Source organism: Lentzea nigeriaca, assembly GCF_016907955.1.
Lineage (GTDB): Bacteria > Actinomycetota > Actinomycetes > Mycobacteriales > Pseudonocardiaceae > Lentzea > Lentzea nigeriaca.
The window spans coordinates 365,877-386,702 of the sequence record NZ_JAFBCX010000005.1; the positions used below are offsets into that span (position 1 = coordinate 365,877).

A 20,826-nucleotide genomic window follows, 5' to 3' on the forward strand; every position below is an offset into this window, starting at 1 on the left:
GGGCGGCGCGGAGCCAGTGCGGCGCTACGCCTTCTCCAGGAAGTCCGCCCTCTCCTCCGTCAGGAGCGTGGCCACCATGCCCGCCAGCCCAGGGTGCTGCTGCAGGTCCGGGTCCTGATCCACGACGGCCTGGGCTGCTACCCGGGCCTCGGCGATGATGTCCTCGTCGCGCAGCAGCGAGAGCATTTTCAGGGTCGAGCGGCGGCCCGACTGGGCGGCGCCCAGGATGTCGCCCTCGCGGCGGAGTTCGAGGTCGAGCTGGGCCAGTTCGAAACCGTCCAGAGTGGACTCTACGGCGCGGAGGCGTTCCATCGTGGCCGTCATCTCCGGCATCTCGGTCACCAGCAGGCAGAGGCCGGGGGCGCTGCCTCGGCCCACGCGGCCGCGCAGCTGGTGGAGTTGCGAGACGCCGAAGCGGTCGGCGTCCATGATGGCCATGACGGTGGCGTTCGGGACGTTGACGCCGACCTCGATGACGGTGGTGGCGACCAGGACCTGGACCTGGTTGGCGGCGAAGGCTCGCATCACGGCGTCCTTCTCCTCCGGGGGCATGCGGCCGTGCAGGATCTCGACGCGCAGGCCGCGCAGCGGGCCCTGGACGAGCATGTTCGCCACGTCGATCACGGAGAGCGCTGGGCGCTTGTCCTCGTCGTCGGTCTTCGCCGGTTCTTCGTCGCCGATGCGGGGGCAGACGAAGTAGGCCTGGTGGCCCGCGGCCACCTCCTCGCGGACGCGGGCGAACGCGCGGTCCAGCCAGGCCGGCTTTTCGCGGACCGGGACCACCGAGGTCTTGATGGGTGAGCGGCCGCCCGGCAGTTCGCGCAACGCCGACACTTCGAGGTCGCCGTAGACCGTCATGGCCACCGTGCGCGGGATCGGGGTCGCGGTCATCACCAGGACGTGCGGGTTCTCCGCCGAGCCGCGGGCGCGCAGGGCGTCGCGTTGTTCCACGCCGAAGCGGTGTTGCTCGTCCACGACGACGAGGCCCAGGGAGTGGAACTCGACCTTGTCCTGGATGATCGCGTGCGTGCCGACGACGATGCCCGCCTCGCCGGTCACGATGTCGAGCAGGGCCTGGCGGCGCTGGGCCGTGTTCATCGAGCCCGTCAGCAACGTGACGCGCGTGGCGACGTCGGCGCCGCCCAGCTGGCCGGCTTGGGCGAGGTCGCCGAGCATCTCCTGCAGCGAGCGGGCGTGTTGTGCCGCAAGGACTTCCGTGGGGGCGAGCATCGCTGACTGACGGCCCGCGTCGACCGTCTGCAACATGGCTCGCAACGCGACCATCGTCTTGCCCGACCCCACTTCTCCTTGCAGGAGGCGGTTCATCGGCACCGGGGCTTCGAGGTCCGACGCGATCTGCTCGCCGACCTCGACCTGGCCCGCCGTCAGCTTGAACGGCAAGCGCGCGTCGAACGCGTCGAGGATGCCGCCGGACTTGCGCGCGCACGACGGAGCCGGACGTGCGGTGGAGGCCTTGCGTCGCTGGGCCAGGGCCAGCTGCACCGCCAGCGCCTCGTCCCACTTCAGGCGTTGCTGCGCCACGGAGATCTGCGCCCAGCTCTCCGGGCGGTGGATCGCCCGCAGCGCCTCCTCCAGGCCGATCAGGCCGTGCTCCTCCCGGAACGCGGAGGGCAGCGGGTCCTCCGGCACGCCGTCCCAGATCTCCAGCAGTTGCTTCACGCAGTTCGCGATGTTCCACGTGTTGATGTGCTGCGAGGCCGGGTAGACGGGCAGGAACGCCTGCAGGAAATCGGATCCGTCCGACTCCGGGGTGAGGATCTCGAACGCCGGGTGCACCAGCTGGAGGTTCTTCTTGTAGCGGCCGACCTTGCCCGCGAACAGGCCGCGCGTGCCCGGCAGCAGTTCCTTCTCCGCGACGAAGGCGACCTTGCCGAAGAAGACCAGGTGCAGCTCCGAGGTGCCGTCGGTGATCACGGCCTCGGTCAGCTGGCCGCGGCGCGAGGCCATCTTGCGCATGGTGCACTTGCGGACCTCGGCCTGCACCGTCACGTGCTCGTCGATCTCGAGCGAGCGGATGTCGGTCAGCTTCCCGCGCTCGTCGTAGCGGCGCGGGTAGTGGCGCAGCAGGTCACCGACCGTCGTGAGGCCGAGGCCGGTCTCCAGTGCGTCGGCGGTCTTCTTGCCGAGCAGCGGCTGCAGCTTGTCGTCGAAGGAGATCATCGCGTCCCATTGAACTACTCGACACCGACAAAAATGACCGTGTCCGGCTGGCCGCCTGGATAAGCCGTCACCTCGACCTCCGGATGGGTCACCCGCAGGTGGTCCTCCACCACGTCGACCAGGCCCTGCGGGGCGTCGGCGCCGAGGATCACCGTCACGAGCTCGCCGCCGCTGGTCAGCATGCGGTCGACCAGACGGCAGGACAGGTCCATCAACGACTCGGGCGTGGCGGGGCCCGGCTCGATCAGCACGACCTCGCCGTCCAGCATGCCCAGCAGGTCGCCCGGCTGGCAGCGGCCCACCCACGTGATGGCCTCGTCGGCGGCGATCGACAACTCGCCACGGCGCGTGGCGGCGGCGGCCTCGGCCATGGCGACAACGTCGTCACCAGCGCGGCGAGACGCGTCGTGCACTGCCAACGCCGCGAGGGCCTGCACGGGTGAGAACGTCGGCACCACCACCACGTCCTGCCCTGCGGCCTGTGCGTACGCCACGGCCTCGTCGAGAGCCTCGCGGATGTCCGGATCACCCGGCAGCACCGCGACGTGACGCGCGCGCGTCGACACGATGGCCGACAACAGGTCCGTGGGCGTCGCCGACGTCGAAGCCAGGTCGAACACCGTGGCACCTTCCGCGCGGAACAGGTCCACGGCCCCGCTCACCACCACCACGATCGCCCGGTCGCGCACGAACCGCGAAGCCTGGGCCGCGATCTGGTCGGCGAACCGCGCCACCGTGATCCGATGCGGACGCCCAGCGCGCACACCCGCCTCGATGGCCGCGCCGATGTCGTTGCAGTGCACGTGCACCGTCCACAGCGAACCACCGTCACCGACGACCGACACGCAGTCGCCGAGCAGGTTCAACGACGTGCGCAGCTCCCCGACCGCTTCCTCCGAGGAGCCGTCGAGCAGGTACATGACCTCGTACTCGAACTCCGACGACCCGCTCTCGCGCTCGGTCGTCAGCGACTCTGGCGTGCGCGGCAGCAACGGCGCGTCCATCGGCGTTTCCACGGTCTGCCCGGTGATCACCGCGGCCAGTGTGTCCAACAACACAACGAGGCCGCGTCCGCCGGCGTCGACGACACCGGCCTTGGCCAGCACCGCGAGCTGGCGCGGCGTGTCGGCCAACGCGACGGCACCCGCGCGCGACGCCGCCATCACCACCTCGTCGAGCTCGTCCGACGGGCAGTCACGCGCGGCCTCCGCGGCAGCGTGCAGCACCGACAGGACCGTGCCGGGAACGGGCTTGGACACCGCGGCGGTGGCCAGCTCATCGGCCCGGTGCAGGGCCTTGCGCAGCGCGGATCCACTGACGACGGAGACCTCCTGCACGGACTCCGCGAGGCCCCTGAGCACCTGGGACAGGATCACCCCGGAGTTCCCGCGCGCCCCGGCCAGCGCGCCGCGGGCCAGCGCGGACAGCGCGTCACCCACCGTGGAGATGGGCGCCCGCAGCAGCGCGTCGAGCGCCGACTGCATCGTGTGGAGCAGGTTGGTGCCTGTGTCACCATCCGGCACGGGAAAGACGTTGATCTGGTCGATCGACTCCCGATTGGCGTCCAACGACCGCACGCACGCGTCCGCCCACCTGCGCACCGCGACCGCATCCATGACCTGCATGGCGGCGAGAGTATCCACCCGGTTTGGTCGCGGGTGAGGCCACCGGCTACCCTGATTGGGTTGCCGTGCCCGGTTGAGGCTTGTGCACGCTTGCGCGCCCACCGGGACGCGAGACACCCGCTTGAGGAACCTGAAGGAGTGGCTGACGTGGCTGCCGTGTGCGACGTCTGTGGCAAGGGGCCGGGCTTCGGCCATTCGGTTTCGCACTCCCAGCGGAAGACGAACCGCCGCTGGAACCCGAACATCCAGTCTGTGCGCGCGAAGGTCTCGGCCTCGCAGCGCCAGCGCATCAACGTGTGCACCTCGTGCCTCAAGGCCGGCAAGGTCGTGCGCGGCTGATAACGCCACAGCTCGTTAGTTCGAGAGGAGCCCGGCTTCGGCCGGGCTCCTCTCGCGTTTCAGGGCCTTGTGCACGAACACGAGGCAGACGACACCGGTGAGCAACGCTCCGGTACCGCCCAGCGCGAACACCGTTCGCGGGCCCATGACCAGTAACAACACGCCTGCGGTTGCCGTGCCGAGCAGGTTCGCGCCCGTCACCATCGACCCGACCGCCGCGAACGCCCGCCCGCGCATCTCGTCGGGTGTGCGCAGGCGCACGATCGCGTTCATCGTCACGTTGTCGACGCCGTTGGAAATGCCACCGATGAGCCACCCGGTCCCGGCGGCCACGACGTACGGGAACGTGGCCGGAATCAGCACCGCGATCCCCGTGGTGATGCCCGAGATGGCGAGGGCGTAGGCGACCTGCGGAACGGTCTCCAGCCGTGCGGCCAGCCGGTTGCCGGCGAGGATGCCGACCATCCAGCACGCCTGCATGGCGCCCAGCAGGAACTCGTCGCCGTGCAGCACGAACCTCACGAACGCCGGGTCGGCCACGTTGATCACCACGACCGCGCCGACGAAGAACGCGAGCCCGACGATCGCCGCGAAGAGCACAGGATCCCGCCGCACGTGCCGGATGCCCGTGAGTGCGCTGGGGCGCGACGAGTGCTCGCCGGAAGGCCTGCGTTCCGATCGCACGAACGCCAGCAGCGCCGCGTAAACGAAGAAGGTGGCGCCGTCGATCAGCATCGCGGCCGGATAACCGAAGAACCCGGCGAGCAGCGCTCCACCGGTTGCCCCGGCGATGTTGCCGGCGCTGCGAGCGGTACCGAGCAGGGCATAGCCGCGGGTGGCCTCTTCCTCGCCCGCGATGTGCGGCACGAGGGCCGAGAAGCTGGGCGCAGCGATCGCTCGACCGCAACCCGAGGCGAGCACCAGCGCCACGACGAAGACCGGCTGCCCCAGCAACGGCGCGATGGCCGCGATCGCGACGCCCTGGAAGAGCAGCGCGATGATCAGCAGCCTGCGGTTGGGCAGCCGGTCGACGAGCACACCCGCAAGCGGCGCGCCCAGCACGAGCGGCAGCAGTTCGGCTACCAGGATCGCGGCCACCAGCAACGAGCTGATCGGCGTGGCCCAGAAGAGCAGCACGAGCAGCGCCAACGAGTTGCCGAACTCGGAGACGGCCGCTCCTGCGGCCGTCAACGTCAGATCACGCCGAGCGTGCGGAACTACGGGAGCTTCCAGTCGATCGGCTCCGCGCCCTGCTTCTCCAGCAGTTCGTTGGCGCGGCTGAAGGGCTTCGAGCCGAAGAACCCGGCGTGCGCGGACAGCGGTGACGGGTGCGCGGATTCGATGCAGGGCAACGGCTCGAGCAACGGACGCAGGTTGCGGGCGTTGCGACCCCACAAGATCGAGACCAAAGGTGCGTCACGAGCTGCCAGCGCCTTGATCGCCTGCTCCGTCACGGCCTCCCAGCCCTTGCCCTGGTGGGAGTTCGCCTTGCCGGGTTGCACCGTCAGCGCCCTGTTGAGCAGCAGCACGCCGCGCTCGGACCACGGGGTCAGGTCGCCGTTGGAGGGCAGCGGGTGACCGAGGTCCTCCGCGTACTCCTTGTAGATGTTGACCAGGGACTTGGGGATCGGCCGCACGTCGGGGGCGACGGAGAACGACAGGCCGACCGCGTGGCCGGGCGTCGGGTACGGGTCCTGTCCGACGATCAGCACCTTCACCTGGTGGAACGGCTGCTTGAACGCGCGCAGCACGTTGTCGCCCGATGGCAGGTAGGTGCGGCCGGCGGCGACCTCCGCGCGCAGGAACTCACCCATGGCGGCGATCTGGTCAGCAACGGGGGCGAGAGCTTCAGCCCAGCCGGCTTCGACGATTTCGTTGAGGGGACGAGCCACGGCTGTGAACCCTATCTCAATCCAAACGGCGCAGCTTCTCCCGGTACAAACCGATGTTCTGCACGTACTTCTCGACGATGAACGCCCAAGCCTGTTCTGGCACAACATATCCAGCACGCTCGCGAGCCGGAACGCCAAGAACCATCGTGCGTTCACGAACATGGCCGTCGAACGAGACCACCGCGCCTGCGCCGACGATCGCGCCCTTCTCGACGATGGAACCGTTGAGCACCACGGATCCCGAGGCGATCAGGCAGTCGTCGGAGATCGTCGCGCCCTCGATGTGCACGTTGTGGCCGATGACGCACGACGAGCCGATGTGCACCGGGTGAACCTCGGTGCAGTGGATCACCGTGCCGTCCTGGATCGAGGTGCGCTCGTCCACGACGATGCGGCCGTAGTCGCCGCGCAGCACGGCCTGGGGCCACACCGAGGAATGCGCGCCGATCCGCACGTCACCGATCACCGTCGCATCCGGGTGCACGTACGCGTCCGGGTGGATCTGCGGCGTGTACTCCCCCAACGCATAGATGGCCATGCGGCCGAACCTACAACGGCTTCCCGAAGCAGCGGCTCTCCGGGTGGTCCCGGTACACGCCGAAGTTCTGGATCCGCTCGTAACCGCTGGAGGTGTACAGGCTGATCGCCTCCGGCTGGCGGAGGCCGGTCTCCAGGATCATCCGCCGCAGACCCGCCTCCCGCGCGGTCGTTTCCAGGTGGGCGAGCAGGAGGCGCGCGAGACCCCGGCCGCGCGCGGCGTCGACCACGTACATCCGCTTGATCTCGGCGGCGCCCTCGACCTCGTCGTTCACGCGCCAGCCGCCGCATGCGACAGGAACGTCGTCGAGGTAACCGATCACGAAGTAGCCCAGCGGTGCGGCGAACTGCGCCGGGTCGACCGGCGTGATGTCCACGTCGCCGTACAGATCGACGTAGACCTGCTGGAGATCGGCGATCATCTTCACGGAGTCTGGATGATCATACGCGCGCGTGCATAGTTCCACATCGACCAGTCTACGCGCGCCAGTGCTCCCAGCCAGGGGGTTTCTCGTAAACCCGGCCGTCGACGGTCACGCCCTCGCCCGCGCGGACCGTGCCGATGGTCGTCCAGCCCTCGGGAACGGCCTTCGGACCTGGGAACGTCGCCGCGAGAGCGTGATCTTCGCCTCCGGTCAGCGCCCAGTGCCGTGCGTCACCGCCGAGCGCCGACGCGACGTCCAGCAGCCGCGGGTGCAGCGGCAGCAGCTCGGTGCGGATGTCGATCGCCACGCCCGACGAGTCCGCGATGTGGCCGAGATCCTGCAGCAGGCCGTCCGAGACGTCGATCATCGACGTGGCCCCCGCCTCCGCCGCCTTCGGGCCCTCCTCGTACGGCGGCTCCGGCGTGCGCTGGGCGTTGACGATGCCGACCGGCGAGCGGAAACCACGCCCGAGCACGGCCAGTCCGGCGGCCGCCCAGCCGAGCCGTCCGGTCACCGCGACGACGTCACCGACGAGCGCGCCGGACCGCGTGATCGGCTCCAGGCCGTTCATGTCACCCATCGCGGTGATCGAGATCACCAACGTGGCGGAGCTGACCATGTCGCCGCCGACGACGCCCGCGCCGGCCTTCGCCGCCTCCTCCCAGAGGCCCGACATGATCCCCTCGACGACCGACGCCGGGGTGTCCGCGGGGCAGGCGAACCCGACGAGCAGAGCGGACGGCAGCGCTCCCATCGCGACGACGTCGGCGAGGTTCACCGCGGCCGCCTTTCGGCCCACCTGCTCGGGTGTGGACCAGTCGAGTCTGAAGTGGACGCCCTCGACCAGCACGTCCATCGAGGCGACGACCCGCCCGTCGGGAACGGCGACCACGGCCGCGTCGTCACCCGGCCCGAGGATCGTCGTCTCGGGTTGCGCCCGACCGGTCGTCACCCGGTGGATGAGATGGAACTCACCCACGTCGGCGACCGTCTCCGCGTCGCGCGGCGGCTCCGGACGCAAAGTTGCCTCCCAATCTGAGCATTCGGAACCCCAACTGGGGTACGTTGCGTGACACGTTCCTACCTCGACCCAACCTGTCGCGACGAAGGGGCACGCCGTGGTGCATGCATACATCCTCATCCAGACCGAGGTCGGCAAGGCCGCTGCAGTCGCCTCAGAGATCTCCGGGATCGCCGGGGTAGCCACCGCTGAAGACGTCACCGGTCCTTACGACGTCATCGTCCGCGCTGAGGCCGACACCGTCGACCAGCTCGGCCAGCTCGTGGTCGCGCGCATTCAAAACGTCGAAGGCATCACGCGGACACTGACCTGCCCAGTGGTGCATCTCTAGCCCGTGTTGTCATAACTGGGTGACTCAGCAGGAATCCACGTCGGCGCTGTCCCGGCCGCTGCTCGCGGCGGTCGGGCTCGCCGTGCTGCTCGCCATCGGTATCGCCACGCTCGGTCTGGTGCTGGGCACGGGAAACCAAACGGAGGACGTACCCGGTCGCACGGGTCCCCTCGCGCTGGTCTCGATCGACGCACCTTCGGCGGCCTCGCCCGAATGCACGTCGCTGATCGAGAAGCTGCCGGTGGGGCTGCCGTCCGGGAAGGACATGCTGCCGCGCCGCGAGATCGCGTCACCCGCGCCGCCCGCCGCGGTCGCGTGGGGTGACGCCAAACACGATCCGGTGGTGTTGCGATGCGGGCTGCCGAGGCCGGCCGAGCTCTCGCCGACCTCGCAGCTGCGGGTGATCTCGGACGTGCAGTGGCTGCAGCTGCCCGGTTCCGGCAGCTCGACGTGGGTGATCGTGGACCGCGGCGTGTACGTGGCGCTGACGGTGCCCGACGACGCGGGCACCGGACCGTTGCAGGACATCTCCACGACGGTGCGCGACCTGCTGCCGAAGCAGCCGGTCAAGACCACCCCTTAGCGCAGGCCTGATCCGCGGGCGACCGCCGTCTCGATCAGCGTCGTCAGCAACGAGCCGAAGTCGATCCCGGTCGCCTCCCACGCCTTGGGGTACATGGAGATCGGCGTGAAACCGGGCATCGTGTTGAGCTCGTTGATGATCAGCTCGTTGTCCTCGGTGAGGAAGAAGTCCACCCTGGACAGTCCCTGGCAGTCGAGCGCCTTGAACGCGGTGACGGCCATCTCGCGCAGCTTCGCGGTGATGTCGTCGTCGAGCTTCGCCGGGATGTCGGCCTCGTAGGAGTCGTCGACGTACTTGGCGTTGAAGTCGTACCACTCGACGCCCTCGGCGACCGGCCGGAGCTCGGCGGGCAACGAGGCCTCGATGCGGCCGTCGGGGAACTCCAGGACCGCGCACTCGATCTCGCGCGCGTTCGGCACGGCGGCCTCGATGATGACCTTGGGGTCGTGCTGGCGGGCCTCGAAGATGGCGGCGTCGAGGTCGGCCCAGTCACTGATCTTGGAGATGCCGACGGACGACCCGGCGCGCGACGGCTTCACGAACACCGGCAGGCCGAGGAGCTCGCGCTCGTCGAGGGTCAGTGTGGTGGCGGCACGGTCCAGCGCGACGAACCTGCCGACCGGCAGGCCCTCCGCCTGCAAGAGCTTCTTGGCGAAGATCTTGTCCATCGCGGCGGCGCTCGCGAACACCCCAGGCCCGACGTACGGGAGGCCGCCCAGTTCGAGCAGGCCCTGGATGGTGCCGTCCTCACCCCACGCGCCGTGCAGCAACGGGAAGACCACGTCGACGTCCTTGAGCGCCTGGCCCGGTTCGACCGCGACCACGTCGGTGCGGTTGCGCAGCGTCGGGAGGTTGCCGGTGCCCGCCTCGAGCGCGGTCGGGTCCGTGCCGAGTGCCCACTGCCCCTGCGGCGTGATGCCGACGGGCACCACCTCGAAGCGGTCGGCGTCGAGGTGAGGCAGAACGCTCTTGGCGGACTGGCAGGAGACCTCGTGCTCGGAGCTGCGGCCGCCGAACACCACGGCCACCCTCGTCTTGCGCTGCGTCATGGGGCCCGACCCTACCCGTTTGGGCGATTGTGCCTGCCGACCAGTTCTACCCTCGTGCAGGTGGAGATCAAACTGCTCGACCTGGACGACGACGCCGAACTGGGCGGCTACGCCGACGTCCGGATCGCCGCCCAGGCCGTCGACCGTCCCGGCGAACCGGTGCCGAGCCAGGGGCAGATCATCGGGTCGCTGCGGGAAGGCCAGTCCGGACTTCAGCGACTTCGTCCGTCTCGTCGCACTGCGTGATGGAGAGGTCGTGGGCAGCACCTCCACGGGACTGCGCGAGCGGCTGGCGGTGGGCTCGATCACGGTGCCCCTCGCTACCGCAGGCAGGGAATCGGCACGGCGCTGTTGGAGGCGCTGCGGCCCGAGCCGCGGGCCCGCGGCCTGAACCGGATGGCGAGCGCCAAGGTGGTCAAGGGCACGGCGGGCGAGCATTGGGCACTGGCACGCGGCTTCCTGGTCGGCAGCTCCGACGTGGATCAGCGGCTCACCGTCGCCGAGGTGAATCAGTCGGAGCAGCTGCTGCCGTCGGTGCAGAAGATGTCACCGTGGTCGCGCACGGAGATGCTGCGCGGGTTCGAGGCCCACGTGCGGGCGATCGGTGTCGAACGACACGTGGTCGCCGCGGTGGAGGAGGCCACCGGCGGGGTCGCCGCACTCATGACCAGGACCAACTCGCTGCGCGGCTTCGTCCCGACCAGGGAGCTGACGACGGTCAGCCGTTCTGTCTGATCAACTCGGTGAGGATCGGCAGCGCGGAGACCAGCTGCTCCCGCGAGCACGCGCTGTACCCGATCGCGAGCCCGTGGAACCTGGCCCGGTTCACGTAGTGCCTGGCCAGGCCGTCGACCCGAAGACCCCGTTCGAGGGCGAGCTTCATGACCTCCCGCTCCCGGTCGAGGCTCGGCAGCAGCACCACGACGTGCGCGCCCGCGTCGTCGCCGATCATCGTGATTCCGGCGGCCGCGAACGTGTCGACGATCAACGCGCGGCGCTCGGACAGCTCGCGCCGCAGCTTGCGCAGGTGGCGGCCGAGGTCGCCGGTGCGGGCCAGCTCGACGACGACCCGCTGGCCAGCGGCCGCCGGGCTGGTGCCGGTCAGGTCGCGGTATTCGAGGATCGTCGTGGCGATGTGCTCGGGCGCGACCATCCAGCCCGCACCGAGCGTCGGGGTGAGGATCTTGCTCGTGGTGCCGAGGTGGACCACGACGTCCGGGGCCAGCGCGGCCAGTGACGGCAGCGGTGCCACGTCGTAGCGCAGCTCACCGTCGTAGTCGTCCTCGATGACGAGCCAGCCGTCGCGGCGCGCGCGCTCGACCAGTGCGACCCTGCGTCCCGCCGACATGCGGCCGCCGAGCGGGTACTGGTGGGCCGGCGAGCAGTAGACGGCGCGAACACCTGGCGGAACCGCCTCGGGGAGCAGCCCTTCCGCGTCGACAGCGGCTTGGACGACCTTCATGCCCGCCGCGCGGAAGACGCTCACGGCACGTTGGTAGCCCGGTTCCTCGACGGCCACGGCGTCACCGCGCTGCAGCACGGCCACCGCGATCTCGGTCAGCATCGCCGTCGTGCCGCCCGTCGCGAGCACCGGGTCGGCGTTGACGGCCAGGCCGCGGTGGCGGAGCAGGTGTTCGGCGATCGCCTCGCGGTATTCGGGCAGGCCTGCGCGTTCGGGACGGGACAGCGGTGGCGCGTCGGCCGCGGCTCGCCACGCCCTGCGCCAGGCCGCGCGGTCGAGGCCGGCTGCCCACGGTGCGCCGGTGCTGAGGTCGACGAAGTCGGCGATGGCGGGCACGGCGGCCTTGCGCGCACGCTTGCGCAACGGACCGGGCGGCGTCGTCGTGACGTAGGTGCCGGAGCCGTGACGGCCCGCGATCCAGCCTTCGGCGTGCAGCTGTTCGTAGGCGGCGGCGGTGACCGTGCGGGAGACACCGAGCGATTCGGCCAACGCGCGCGTGGACGGCAGACGGTCGCCTGCGCGCAGCCGGCCCTCGGACGCGGCGGAGCGGAGTGCGTCGGCGAGCTGGACGGCGAGCGGTTCGGCGGACTCGCGGTCCAACGCGACGGGAAGCGCGGTCTCAGCCAAAGTGGCCTTCTAAGATCGACAGAAAATGGCGCTTCAATGATGCCACTTGCCGGGTCACAGTAGAAACATGACCACTGACCTGCAGCTCTCCCCCACCCCGCGCAGCACCGTCGTCCGCGGCAAGAAGCGAGCCGTCCAGGACCGCCAAGTGCTCTACGACATCCTCGACGCCGGTCTGGTCTGCCACCTCGCCGTGGAGGTCGACGGGGCACCGTTCCTCATCCCCACCGCGTACGGACGGGACGGCAACCGCATCTTCCTGCACGGGTCGACGGGTTCACGTTCCATCAGGAGCATGCTGGAAGGCAAGCAGGTTTGCGTCGCGGTGACGCTGGTGGACGGGGTCGTGTACTCGCGGTCGGTGTTCCACCACTCGATGAACTACCGATCGGCGATCATCCACGGCACCGCGAAGATCGCCGAGGACCCCGAGCACGCGCTGAAGGTCATCGTCGAGCACGTCACGCCCGGCAGCTGGGACTACGCGCGCTCACCGTCCAAGAAGGAGCTCGCCCAGACCGCCGCTCTGGAGATCGACCTCACCGAGGCGAGCGTGAAGGTGCGCGAGGGCGGTCCTGGCGAGGAGCCCTCTGACCTGGAGGCGAACCTCGTGTGGGCCGGGCACATGCCGCTGGTTCAGACGTGGGGTGCGCCGGTGCCGCACGAGACGGACAAGCCGGTGCCGCCGCACGTCAGCGCACGGGGCCGTTGACCGGGTCGTAGCGGTAGGGGGTCATGGCGCGGGTGCCGTGGCGGTAGACGTGGATCGACACCGCCGGATCCACTCCGTCGTTGCGCACCTGGTGCACGTAGCCGGGCCCCCACACGCGCGACTGACCGGTCTGAAGCGAGTGCACGACCTGGATGCGGGTCGTCACCACCTCGGTCAGCATGCCGCTGACCACGGTGAACGCACCGGTGGTCGTGGAGTGGTCGTGCAGCGAGGCCGTCTGACCGGGGAGCCAGCTCATCAGCCAGATCTCCTGGTCGTCGGTCTTGTCGACCAACGCCGAGAAGCGCTCCTCCGGGTCGTACCGGAGCAGGTGCTTCCAGCGGTCGCGGTCGGCCGCCCACGTCAGGGCCACCCGGACCGGGTGCAGCAGCGCGGAGTTTTCAGGCAGAACGACGGTGTTCTCGGGAACGGCGAACATGATGGAAAACAGTCCTAACCATGGCGAATGCGCGAAAAGAGGACGCGGGACTATCGCCTGGTACAACACAGTGCGTTGAAGGACATGCCCGAGAGGGTCCCGGAACTTCCGACCCTCTGTCAAACCAGGCCCAGAGCTTGAGACACGTCCGTGACCAGGTCCCGCGTGTCCTCGCACCCCGCCGAGAACCGCACGAGGCCCTCGGGCACCGGGTCGCCCCACTGCGCACGGCGGTCCGCCGTCGAGTGCAGACCGCCGAACGACGTCGCCGCCGACACCAGCCTCGACTTCGCCAGGAACGTCTCCACGGCCTCCGCCGACTCCAGCTCGAACGTCAGCACGCCGTTGAACCGCCGCATCTGCTGCGCCGCGAGCAGGTGTGCCGGGTCCTCGGCGGCACCCGGCCAGCGCAACCCGGCGACCCGGCCGGAGAGCAGCTCGTACAGCGCGGCGGCGTTCTTGGCCTGCCGTTCCAGCCGCAGGTCCAGGGTCCCGAGGCCGCGCAGCGTCAGCCAGGTCTCGAACGGGCCGGGGATCGCGCCGCTCAACGCCCGCGCGTCCCGGAACGAGGCGGCCAGGTCAGGAGAAGCCGCCGTCACGTGTCCGAACTGGACGTCGCTGTGCCCGGCGACGGCCTTGGTGTCGGACGACACCACGATGTCGGCGCCGAGTTCCAGCGGCCGCTGCCCCAACGGTGTCGCGGTCGTGTTGTCCACGGCCACGAGCGCACCCGCCGCGTGCGCCGCGTCGGCCAGCGTGGCGATGTCGCACACGTCCAGACCGGGGTTCGACGGCGACTCCAGCAGCACCAGCCGCACGTCCTCGAAGGACGGATACGGTCCGGCCGTGGGCACCTGAACGACGTTGATGTCCATTTCGGACGCGAACCGCCGGGCGACGAAATACCCGTCGGACGGAAGCATCAGAGTGTCCCCTGTGGACAGCACCGTCCGCAGCACGGCGGAGATCGCCGCCATCCCCGACGGGAAGACGACGCACTCGCCACCGTCCAGCGATCCCAGCACGGATTCCAGAGCGCGCCACGTGGGATTGCCGGTCCGGCCGTAGGTGTCCTGCCCGCCGAGGTGGTACACCGACGCGAACACCGGCTGCGCGCCGAACGGTTCACCCGGCACAGCCTCGACCGCGTGCACGACCCGCGTGCCGTCTCCGAGTTCGCTCACTGGCGCTCGTGCTTCCGGTCGCGGCCGAGCAGCGCGGCACCGAGGTCCCGCACGCTCAACCCGTCGTGGCACACCTGGTGCACGCCTTCGGTGATCGGCATGTCCACCCCGTGCTTCGCGGCGAGCTCGCGGATCGACGAGCACGACTTCACGCCCTCGGCGACCTGACCGTGCGCGGCTTCCTGCGCCTGCTCCAGAGTCTCGCCCCTGCCGAGCCGCTCGCCGAAGGTCCGGTTGCGCGACAACGGCGACGCACAGGTCGCGACGAGGTCGCCCAGACCGGCCAGCCCGGCGAACGTCAGCGGGTCCGCGCCCAGAGCCGCACCGAGCCGTGCGGTCTCGGCCAGGCCACGCGTGATGATCGACGCCATCGTGTTGTCGCCGTAGCCCATGCCCGCCGCCATGCCGCACGCCAGCGCGATGACGTTCTTGCACGCACCGCCCAGCTCGCAGCCGACGACGTCGGTGTTGGTGTACGGGCGGAAGTACGAGTTGGAGCACGCCTGCTGCAGGTCGACCGCGCGGTCGTGGTCGGTGCACGCGATGACCGTCGCGGTGGGCTGCCCGACGGCGATCTCCTTGGCCAGGTTGGGCCCGGACACCACGGCCACCTGGGACTCGTCGACGCCGGCGACCTCGCGGATCACCTCGCTCATCCGCTTCAGCGTGCCGAGCTCGACACCTTTGGACAGCGACACCAGGGTCGCGTCCGCCGGCAGCAGCTCCTTCCACGCCGACAGGTTGACCCGCAACGTCTGCGACGGCACGGCCAGCACCACGGCGTCGGCACCGTCGAGCGCCTTCGCCGGATCCGCGGTGGCCGCCAGGTTCGCGGGCAGCGAGATCCCCGGCAGGTAGTCGGCGTTCACGCGGGTCTCGGTGATCGTCGACGCGACCTCCTGCCGCCGCGCCCACAGCACGACCTCGGGGCCGGAGTCCGCGATGACCTTCGCGAACGTCGTGCCCCACGAACCGGCGCCGAGTACCGCAACGCGTTCGATTGCCATGGGTTCAGGCCTTCCTCGGTCCGTAGAAGCCTTCCGGTGCCTGCTGGCCGCGCACCTCGGACAAGAGGTCCTTCACGTGGTTCATCAGCAGGTCGGTGACCTCGCGCAGCACGGCCAGCGACTCCTCCCGCCCCTTGAACTCGGACAGGTCGATCGGCTCACCGACGAGGTAGGTGACCGTCTTGCGGGGGAAGGGGCGGAACTTCTTCTTGTAGTGGTCGTAGATGTCGACCGTGCCCCAGCGGGCGATCGGGATCACCGGGCCGTCGTGCTGCAGCGCGAGCCGGGCGACGCCGGTGCGCGAGTTCATCGGCCAGCTCTCGGGATCCTTGGTGATCGTGCCCTCTGGGTAGATCACGACCAGGTCGCCGCTCGCCAGCGCCTCGTGCGCCGCGCGCAGGCTCTGCTGCGCGTCCGTGGTGCCGCGGTAGACCGGGATCTGCCGCGTGCCCAGCAGGATCTTGTTGGCGACCGGGATGTTCCACAGGCTGTGCTTCGCGAGGAAGTGCGGCACCCGGCCGTGCCGGTGCACGAAGACCGCGTCGTAGATCGGGTCGAGGTGCGAGATGTGGTTCATGACCAGCAGCGCCGAACCCTGGCGCGGGACGCGGTCGCCGTGCAGGTACTTCCGCCTGCCCAGCAGGCCCGACAGCGGGTAGACGATCGTCGCGGCGACGCCGACCCAGAACCCGCCCTTCTCCCGTTTGGCCACGTGGAGCTCTCCTCACCCTGCTAGATCTGCGCCCAGGAGCACATTAGTGCCCCGGCCACAATCCTCACCCCTCGCTTCCGGCGTGCAGCAGGGCACCTCGCGATGTCCACCCCCGCCGCCCATATGTCCACTATGGCGGGCGGGGTCGGCATCGCGACGCACCCGTCTGACCGGCGAAATCGAGGGGCAAGGGTTGGTGGTCGACGCACTCGTCGTCAGATCGTGGACTATGACGAGGTGCGGGATGAAGTCGACCTCGTGGTTCCGGTCAAAACGCTCGACAGGGCCAAGACCAGGCTGACCAGCGCCACCGGCGGAGATCCGGTGTCACACGCGGCGCTGGCGCTCGCGCTCGCCATGGACACGGTGAGCGCCGCCCTGGCGACGCCCGGTGTCCGTCGCGTGGTCACGATCACATCGGACCCGGCCGTCGCCGCCGAGATGGCGGCGCTGGGCGTGGAGGCAGTGCCGGAGCCGGCGGAGCCAGGACTGAACGCGGCGCTGGAGCACGGCGCCAGCGCGCTCCGGTCGGACCGCGTCGGCGCGCTCCAGGCCGACCTGCCCGCGCTCAAGCCGGGCGAACTGCAGGCGGCGCTCGAAGCGGCCCAGGACCGCCGCGCGTTCGTCCCCGACCGGCAGGGCACGGGAACGACGTTGCTCCTCGCCGCACCCGGCGGAGAGCTCGACCCGCGGTTCGGTGTCGGGTCGGCCGGCCATCACCGGATTTCCGGTGCGGTGGCGCTGTTCGGGCCGTGGCCGTCGCTGCGCTGTGACGTGGACACGGAAGAAGATCTGCGCCTCGCGTTGACGCTCGGTCTCGGCGCGCACACCGCGAACGCCTTGCCCGCCTGGACAACCTGAGCGATCGTCACGCGTCTTCCGGGTCGCTGGGGTGATCACGACTTGGGAGACTGATGCGAGCGCTCATCGCGCTGGCGGCGATCACGGCCATCGCGGGCTGTGTCGCCGCCGTACCGATCGACCGGCCATCCGGCTACACCGCACCGAGCGAGCTCGACTCGTGCCGCGTGGACCTGCCCCGGGACTGGAAGGACGAGCTGGCCCGCAACTCCGCGGAGGTCGGCTCGCACGAGAAGGTCACAGTCGTCGGCGCGAACGAGAAGGCCGACGTGCGGCTGGTGAAGACCACCCGCAACCGGACCACCGAACTCGTGTTGCGCGACAGCGGGAAACGCCAGCAGGTCATGGCGGTGCAGGACGACGCGCAGCTCGTCGGCGTCGAGTTCGACGGCCGCTGGGTGACGTTCTCCACGACACCGAGCCCGTCCGACCGCACCACGACCACCTACGCATGGGACTCGCGCAACGACGGCGCTCCCGTGCGCATCGGCGACAGCGGTGCCGTGCTGCACAACGGCAAAGCCGCCTGGTCCGACGGCAAAGGCGTGCACGTCTACGACCTCGCCAAGAAGAAGGACAGGATCGTCGGCCAGGGCAAGGAGCCGGTGTTCCTCGGCGACGCGGTGATGTGGCTGCAGGAGGGGAAGTTCCGGGCCGAGACGGCGTTGCCCGACCAGCTGAAGAACGCGCGGCCCAGCGGGAGCGCGGCGTCGGACGGCCGCACCGTGGTGTGGGCGCAGGGTGAGGAGTTGCACGGTTGGCGAGAGGACTGGACCGAGCCGCGCGAGCTCGCCGGGATCAAGAGCGCGTCCAGGACGGAGGGCATCGTGTTCCCGCGGGTCAGCGGTGACTTCGTGTCGTGGCAGTCGGGGTCGTCGTACGTCACGGACATCCGCAGCGGCGCGACCGTCCACACCACCGACGACTCCTATTGGCTGGAGGTGCACGGCGGAGCGCTGACACAGCAGGGCGGGAACATCGCGGCGGCCGCTCCCCTGTCGTCGCTTTCGGCGCTGCCGAAGTGCTGATGCGGCTGTTGGTCGCGCTGCCGAAGTAGTGACGAACAACACGAAAATGTTGTTCAGGGCAACTCACCGGGGAACCCCGGCACCTTTACGTCCGTATCCCTTGATGCAAACGGCGTATCCCCGACGCTGTTCCCCGACGCTTGCCCAGAGGTGTACCTGCATGAAGTCGTTGACGCACGCCGACTACCTGGCGTTGCGCCGCTTTCCCGCTCTCGACGGCCTGCGCGCCATTGCCGCGGTACTGGTGGTGTTCTTCCACTACGGGGGACCGGACTGGTTGCAGGGCTGGGCGGGAGTCCAGATGTTCTTCGTGCTGAGCGGTTTTCTCATCACGACGCTGATGCTGCGCGAGGAACGCCGCACGGGCCGCATCGCGCTCAAGGAGTTCTACCTGCGGCGGTCGTTCCGGATTCTGCCGGTGTACTTCGTGGTTCTGCTGGTCACTGCTGCCGGTTCCGCGATCGCCGGCACGTTCGTCAGCAACGGTATCGGCCCTGCGCTCAAGCATTTCCTGACGTTCACCAACGAGTTCGCGGGCTCCAGCCCGTACGGCCAGTCGTGGTCGCTGGGAATCGAGCAGAAGTTCTACCTGGTGTGGCCGCTGGTGGCGATCGCGCTGGGCACCGTCGTGCTCAAGCGCCGCGCCGGTGCAGCCGTCCTCGGCATGCTGCTCGCGCTCGCCGTCGTCAACTTCACCGTGTCGCACAGCAACCCCGGCTGGCCGCTGCACTACTTCTCGATCCTCACCGGTGTCCTGCTCGCCATCGCGCTGCACAGCAGGCGCGGGTTCGAGCTGCTGCGCCCGCTCACGAACCCGGTCGCGCAGGTCGTCGTCGCGATTGGATTCGTCGGTGTGCACCTGAGCGTGAAGCCGATCGCCGCGTTCCTCGACGGCATCAACGGAGTTCCCGGTCACGTGCTGGTCATCCCGGTCTACGCGCTCGCGACCGCGGTGCTGCTCACCGCGTTGATCTCGCCCGGACCGGCCACGACCTTCCTGTCGACGAAGCCGATGCAGTTCGTCGGTGAGCGCTCGTACTCGCTCTACCTCGTGCAGACGATCGCCGCGACGATCCTCGCGTTCTTCTGGCCCGCTCTGTCCGGCATCGGACAGTCCGTGGTGGTCACGGCACTGGGCCTGGCGCTGGCGAGCGTTCTCCACACGACCGTGGAGATCCCGATGATCAACCTCGGCCGGCGCGTGATCACCCGCCAGCGCGCGGCGGCCGCCGTCAGGGCAGCCGTTGCCCAGCAGCAGACTCAGCAGGGAGCGCCGCAGGCTCCCGCGCCGCAGTCCGAGTCGCCGCGGCTCGCGAGCATCGGGCAGGCCCAGCCGTAGAACGGGTTCGGGGCGAGCGGCACGCGGTCGCGTCCGCTCTCCCTGGCCAGTTCCTTCGCGTAGTGCGCCGTGAGTGTCACGTTCGTGCCGCTCTCCTGCGCCTCGTAGGCCCCCTTCTCCAGTTCCAGGATCTCGACGCCGCGCGAGATGTCGGCGACGAAGACCTTGTTCTTGTGCCAGTACGGCGCCCACGACACCGCCGCGTCCGGCCTCCAGTACCCGATCTGGATCGGCTTGGCCGGGTTGGAGATGTCGAGGAACCGCGTGCCCTGCTCGTACCAGGAGTAGGCCACGATCCGCTTGTTCACGTCGAAGTAGTGCGCGGAGCACTCGACGTCACCAGGGATGGTGCCTTCCTGGTCGTCGGGGCTCCACACGCCGACCGTCTTCATCTCGAACGGCTGCGTGCTCCAGCCCTCGCCGTTGTACGAGCCCTTCAGCGACGAGATGACGAACCGGCCCTCGGTCTTGCAGGTGGGCGAACCGAACGCCTCCTCGGTGTGCAGCAACAGGCTGCCCGGCGGATTCTCCGGTGTGGGTCGGGGACCGTCGGCCAGCGTCGCGCCGACCGGGCGGAACGAGTTGTGCGTGAACGAGGTCGGCATGTCGACCTTCGGCACGTTGCCGCCCGCGTAGGCGATGGGGTCCCACGCCGTCGCCTCGCGGAACTTCCCGCTCAGCGGATCGCGGTGCCGGCCGCGCGTCCAGTAGCCGCGGGTGCCGTTGTCGCCCGCGACCCACGCGATGCCCAGCGCGTCGACCTGAACGTCGTGCGTGATCTTGCCTTCGCCCGCCTTGCCGCGGACGTCGATCGAGACCGGCAGTTCCTTCGGGTTCCGAGGATCGCGGATGTCGGTGACGAAGATCCGCCCGGTCTTGGCGTCCGACCGGTCGCGTCCTGCCGTCCACAGGAACTGGCAGTCGTTGATGCAGGTGGTCGTGTGGCCGGTGTCCTGCCGATGGAAAGCCAGGACCTTGAGGTCGGCCGGGTCCACAGCGGACACGATGTAGTTGCCGGTCGGGCGGTCGCCAGGCAGGGTGCGGCCGAACGAGTTGACCTCACGCGCGAGGAACGCGAGCTTGCGCACGGGATCGACGTTGATGTCCTCGTTCTCCCAGAAGCGCTTCGTCGGGTCGTCACCCGGCAGCGCCATCTCCTCCTTGGTGAGGTGGTCGAGGAGCTTCGGATGGTCGAGATCGGTGACGTCGAACGTCTTCAGCCCGGTTTCGAGGCTGACGAACGCCACGTCGCGAGGCCCGTACTGGGCGAACGCGATCGAGATCGCGCGTGCCGAGTCGGGCAGGGCGGCCTTCAGGCGCACGTTCTTCGCTGCCGCCTGCAGGCGTGGTTTGTCCACCTTCGGAGTCGTGGGCTCGGCGGCCGCAGCCGAAGCCAGTCCTGCCGTGGTGAAGGCCAACAGGGTCGCCGCAGTCAATGTGGCTAGAACCTTCATGCACTCGACCCTGGCAGC

22 protein-coding genes and 1 pseudogene are annotated in these 20,826 nt (G+C 69.4%); 9 read left to right on the plus strand and 14 right to left on the minus strand.

Annotated features, from left to right (window positions below):
- Positions 1-24: 24 nt before the first annotated feature.
- Both recG and JOD27_RS19835 read right to left on the minus strand, forming a co-directional pair.
- Complete coding sequence (recG, locus tag JOD27_RS19830; protein WP_204763711.1) at positions 25-2,181, minus strand: ATP-dependent DNA helicase RecG; 2,157 nt, start codon at positions 2,179-2,181, stop codon at positions 25-27.
- 14 nt (positions 2,182-2,195) lie between these two features.
- Entirely contained in the window at positions 2,196-3,806 is a 1,611-nt protein-coding gene (locus JOD27_RS19835; protein WP_204763712.1) for a DAK2 domain-containing protein, read from the minus strand.
- Positions 3,807-3,953: 147 nt separating this feature from the next.
- Between JOD27_RS19835 and rpmB the strand changes: the two genes are divergently transcribed.
- Positions 3,954-4,145, plus strand: coding sequence for a 50S ribosomal protein L28 (gene rpmB / locus JOD27_RS19840; protein ID WP_030467945.1), 192 nt, complete (start codon positions 3,954-3,956; stop codon positions 4,143-4,145).
- Positions 4,146-4,160: 15 nt separating this feature from the next.
- Here the strand turns inward: rpmB and JOD27_RS19845 are convergent, their stop codons facing one another.
- From JOD27_RS19845 to JOD27_RS19865, 5 genes are read right to left on the minus strand one after another with little or no spacing between them, the layout of a single operon-like run.
- Positions 4,161-5,336 carry an MFS transporter gene (locus JOD27_RS19845; protein ID WP_204763713.1) on the minus strand — a complete coding sequence of 392 codons (1,176 nt, stop codon included), beginning with the start codon at positions 5,334-5,336 and terminating at the stop codon, positions 4,161-4,163.
- 26 nt (positions 5,337-5,362) lie between these two features.
- A complete protein-coding gene (locus tag JOD27_RS19850; RefSeq protein ID WP_307830218.1) occupies positions 5,363-6,037 on the minus strand; it encodes a uracil-DNA glycosylase in 675 nt (224 codons plus the stop codon).
- Between the two features lie 16 nt (positions 6,038-6,053).
- Positions 6,054-6,575 (minus strand): gamma carbonic anhydrase family protein, encoded by a 522-nt coding sequence (locus JOD27_RS19855; RefSeq protein ID WP_204763715.1) that lies wholly within the window; start codon positions 6,573-6,575, stop codon positions 6,054-6,056.
- A 10-nt stretch (positions 6,576-6,585) separates the two neighbouring features.
- Positions 6,586-6,996: a GNAT family N-acetyltransferase gene (locus JOD27_RS19860; protein ID WP_239567694.1), complete on the minus strand. Its 411-nt coding sequence runs from the start codon at positions 6,994-6,996 to the stop codon at positions 6,586-6,588.
- A 55-nt stretch (positions 6,997-7,051) separates the two neighbouring features.
- Positions 7,052-8,020: a thiamine-phosphate kinase gene (locus JOD27_RS19865; protein ID WP_239567696.1), complete on the minus strand. Its 969-nt coding sequence runs from the start codon at positions 8,018-8,020 to the stop codon at positions 7,052-7,054.
- 97 nt (positions 8,021-8,117) lie between these two features.
- On the opposite strand from JOD27_RS19865, the gene JOD27_RS19870 reads away from it, so the two are divergent.
- Both JOD27_RS19870 and JOD27_RS19875 read left to right on the plus strand, forming a co-directional pair.
- Entirely contained in the window at positions 8,118-8,351 is a 234-nt protein-coding gene (locus JOD27_RS19870) for an Lrp/AsnC ligand binding domain-containing protein (protein ID WP_089925682.1), read from the plus strand.
- A gap of 19 nt (positions 8,352-8,370) precedes the next feature.
- The gene (locus JOD27_RS19875) at positions 8,371-8,934 is read left to right on the plus strand and encodes a DUF3515 domain-containing protein (protein WP_307830219.1); all 564 of its coding nucleotides are present in this window, start codon (positions 8,371-8,373) and stop codon (positions 8,932-8,934) included.
- On the opposite strand, the gene JOD27_RS19880 is transcribed toward JOD27_RS19875, so the two are convergent.
- Complete coding sequence (locus JOD27_RS19880; RefSeq protein WP_204763717.1) at positions 8,931-9,983, minus strand: D-alanine--D-alanine ligase family protein; 1,053 nt, start codon at positions 9,981-9,983, stop codon at positions 8,931-8,933. The genes JOD27_RS19875 and JOD27_RS19880 overlap by 4 nt on opposite strands.
- 60 nt (positions 9,984-10,043) lie before the next feature.
- On the opposite strand from JOD27_RS19880, the gene JOD27_RS19885 reads away from it, so the two are divergent.
- Both JOD27_RS19885 and JOD27_RS19890 read left to right on the plus strand, forming a co-directional pair.
- On the plus strand, positions 10,044-10,229 hold the full coding sequence (locus JOD27_RS19885; protein WP_204763718.1) for a hypothetical protein: 186 nt from the start codon (positions 10,044-10,046) through the stop codon (positions 10,227-10,229).
- A gap of 78 nt (positions 10,230-10,307) precedes the next feature.
- Positions 10,308-10,718: pseudogene (locus tag JOD27_RS19890) on the plus strand (hypothetical protein); the annotation flags it as partial.
- On the opposite strand, the gene pdxR reads toward JOD27_RS19890, so the two are convergent.
- Positions 10,702-12,072, minus strand: coding sequence for a MocR-like pyridoxine biosynthesis transcription factor PdxR (gene pdxR / locus JOD27_RS19895; RefSeq protein ID WP_204763720.1), 1,371 nt, complete (start codon positions 12,070-12,072; stop codon positions 10,702-10,704). The pseudogene JOD27_RS19890 and the gene pdxR sit on opposite strands and share 17 nt — an antisense overlap.
- A gap of 67 nt (positions 12,073-12,139) precedes the next feature.
- Here pdxR and JOD27_RS19900 point away from each other — a divergent pair, with 67 nt between their 5' ends.
- A complete protein-coding gene (locus JOD27_RS19900) occupies positions 12,140-12,784 on the plus strand; it encodes a pyridoxamine 5'-phosphate oxidase family protein (RefSeq protein ID WP_204763721.1) in 645 nt (214 codons plus the stop codon).
- Here the strand turns inward: JOD27_RS19900 and JOD27_RS19905 are convergent.
- The 4 genes from JOD27_RS19905 to JOD27_RS19920 form a co-directional block, all read right to left on the minus strand.
- Complete coding sequence (locus tag JOD27_RS19905; RefSeq protein WP_204763722.1) at positions 12,765-13,223, minus strand: cysteine dioxygenase; 459 nt, start codon at positions 13,221-13,223, stop codon at positions 12,765-12,767. The genes JOD27_RS19900 and JOD27_RS19905 overlap by 20 nt on opposite strands.
- 119 nt (positions 13,224-13,342) lie before the next feature.
- A complete protein-coding gene (locus JOD27_RS19910) occupies positions 13,343-14,407 on the minus strand; it encodes a cystathionine gamma-lyase (protein ID WP_204763723.1) in 1,065 nt (354 codons plus the stop codon).
- Entirely contained in the window at positions 14,404-15,414 is a 1,011-nt protein-coding gene (locus JOD27_RS19915) for an NAD(P)H-dependent glycerol-3-phosphate dehydrogenase (protein ID WP_204763724.1), read from the minus strand. Before JOD27_RS19915 ends, JOD27_RS19910 begins: the two co-directional genes overlap by 4 nt.
- A 4-nt stretch (positions 15,415-15,418) precedes the next feature.
- Positions 15,419-16,126: a lysophospholipid acyltransferase family protein gene (locus tag JOD27_RS19920; protein WP_204763725.1), complete on the minus strand. Its 708-nt coding sequence runs from the start codon at positions 16,124-16,126 to the stop codon at positions 15,419-15,421.
- A gap of 222 nt (positions 16,127-16,348) precedes the next feature.
- On the opposite strand from JOD27_RS19920, the gene cofC reads away from it, so the two are divergent.
- The 3 genes from cofC to JOD27_RS19935 all read left to right on the plus strand — a co-directional run bounded on the left by cofC (position 16,349) and on the right by JOD27_RS19935 (position 19,354).
- The gene (gene cofC, locus JOD27_RS19925; RefSeq protein WP_307830220.1) at positions 16,349-16,987 is read left to right on the plus strand and encodes a 2-phospho-L-lactate guanylyltransferase; all 639 of its coding nucleotides are present in this window, start codon (positions 16,349-16,351) and stop codon (positions 16,985-16,987) included.
- Positions 16,988-17,040: 53 nt separating this feature from the next.
- Entirely contained in the window at positions 17,041-18,015 is a 975-nt protein-coding gene (locus JOD27_RS19930) for a hypothetical protein (RefSeq protein ID WP_204763726.1), read from the plus strand.
- Between the two features lie 160 nt (positions 18,016-18,175).
- Entirely contained in the window at positions 18,176-19,354 is a 1,179-nt protein-coding gene (locus tag JOD27_RS19935) for an acyltransferase family protein (protein ID WP_204763727.1), read from the plus strand.
- Here JOD27_RS19935 and JOD27_RS19940 read toward each other — a convergent pair.
- Positions 19,276-20,808 (minus strand): LVIVD repeat-containing protein, encoded by a 1,533-nt coding sequence (locus JOD27_RS19940; RefSeq protein ID WP_204763728.1) that lies wholly within the window; start codon positions 20,806-20,808, stop codon positions 19,276-19,278. The two genes, JOD27_RS19935 and JOD27_RS19940, sit on opposite strands and share 79 nt — an antisense overlap.
- Positions 20,809-20,826 lie beyond the last annotated feature (18 nt).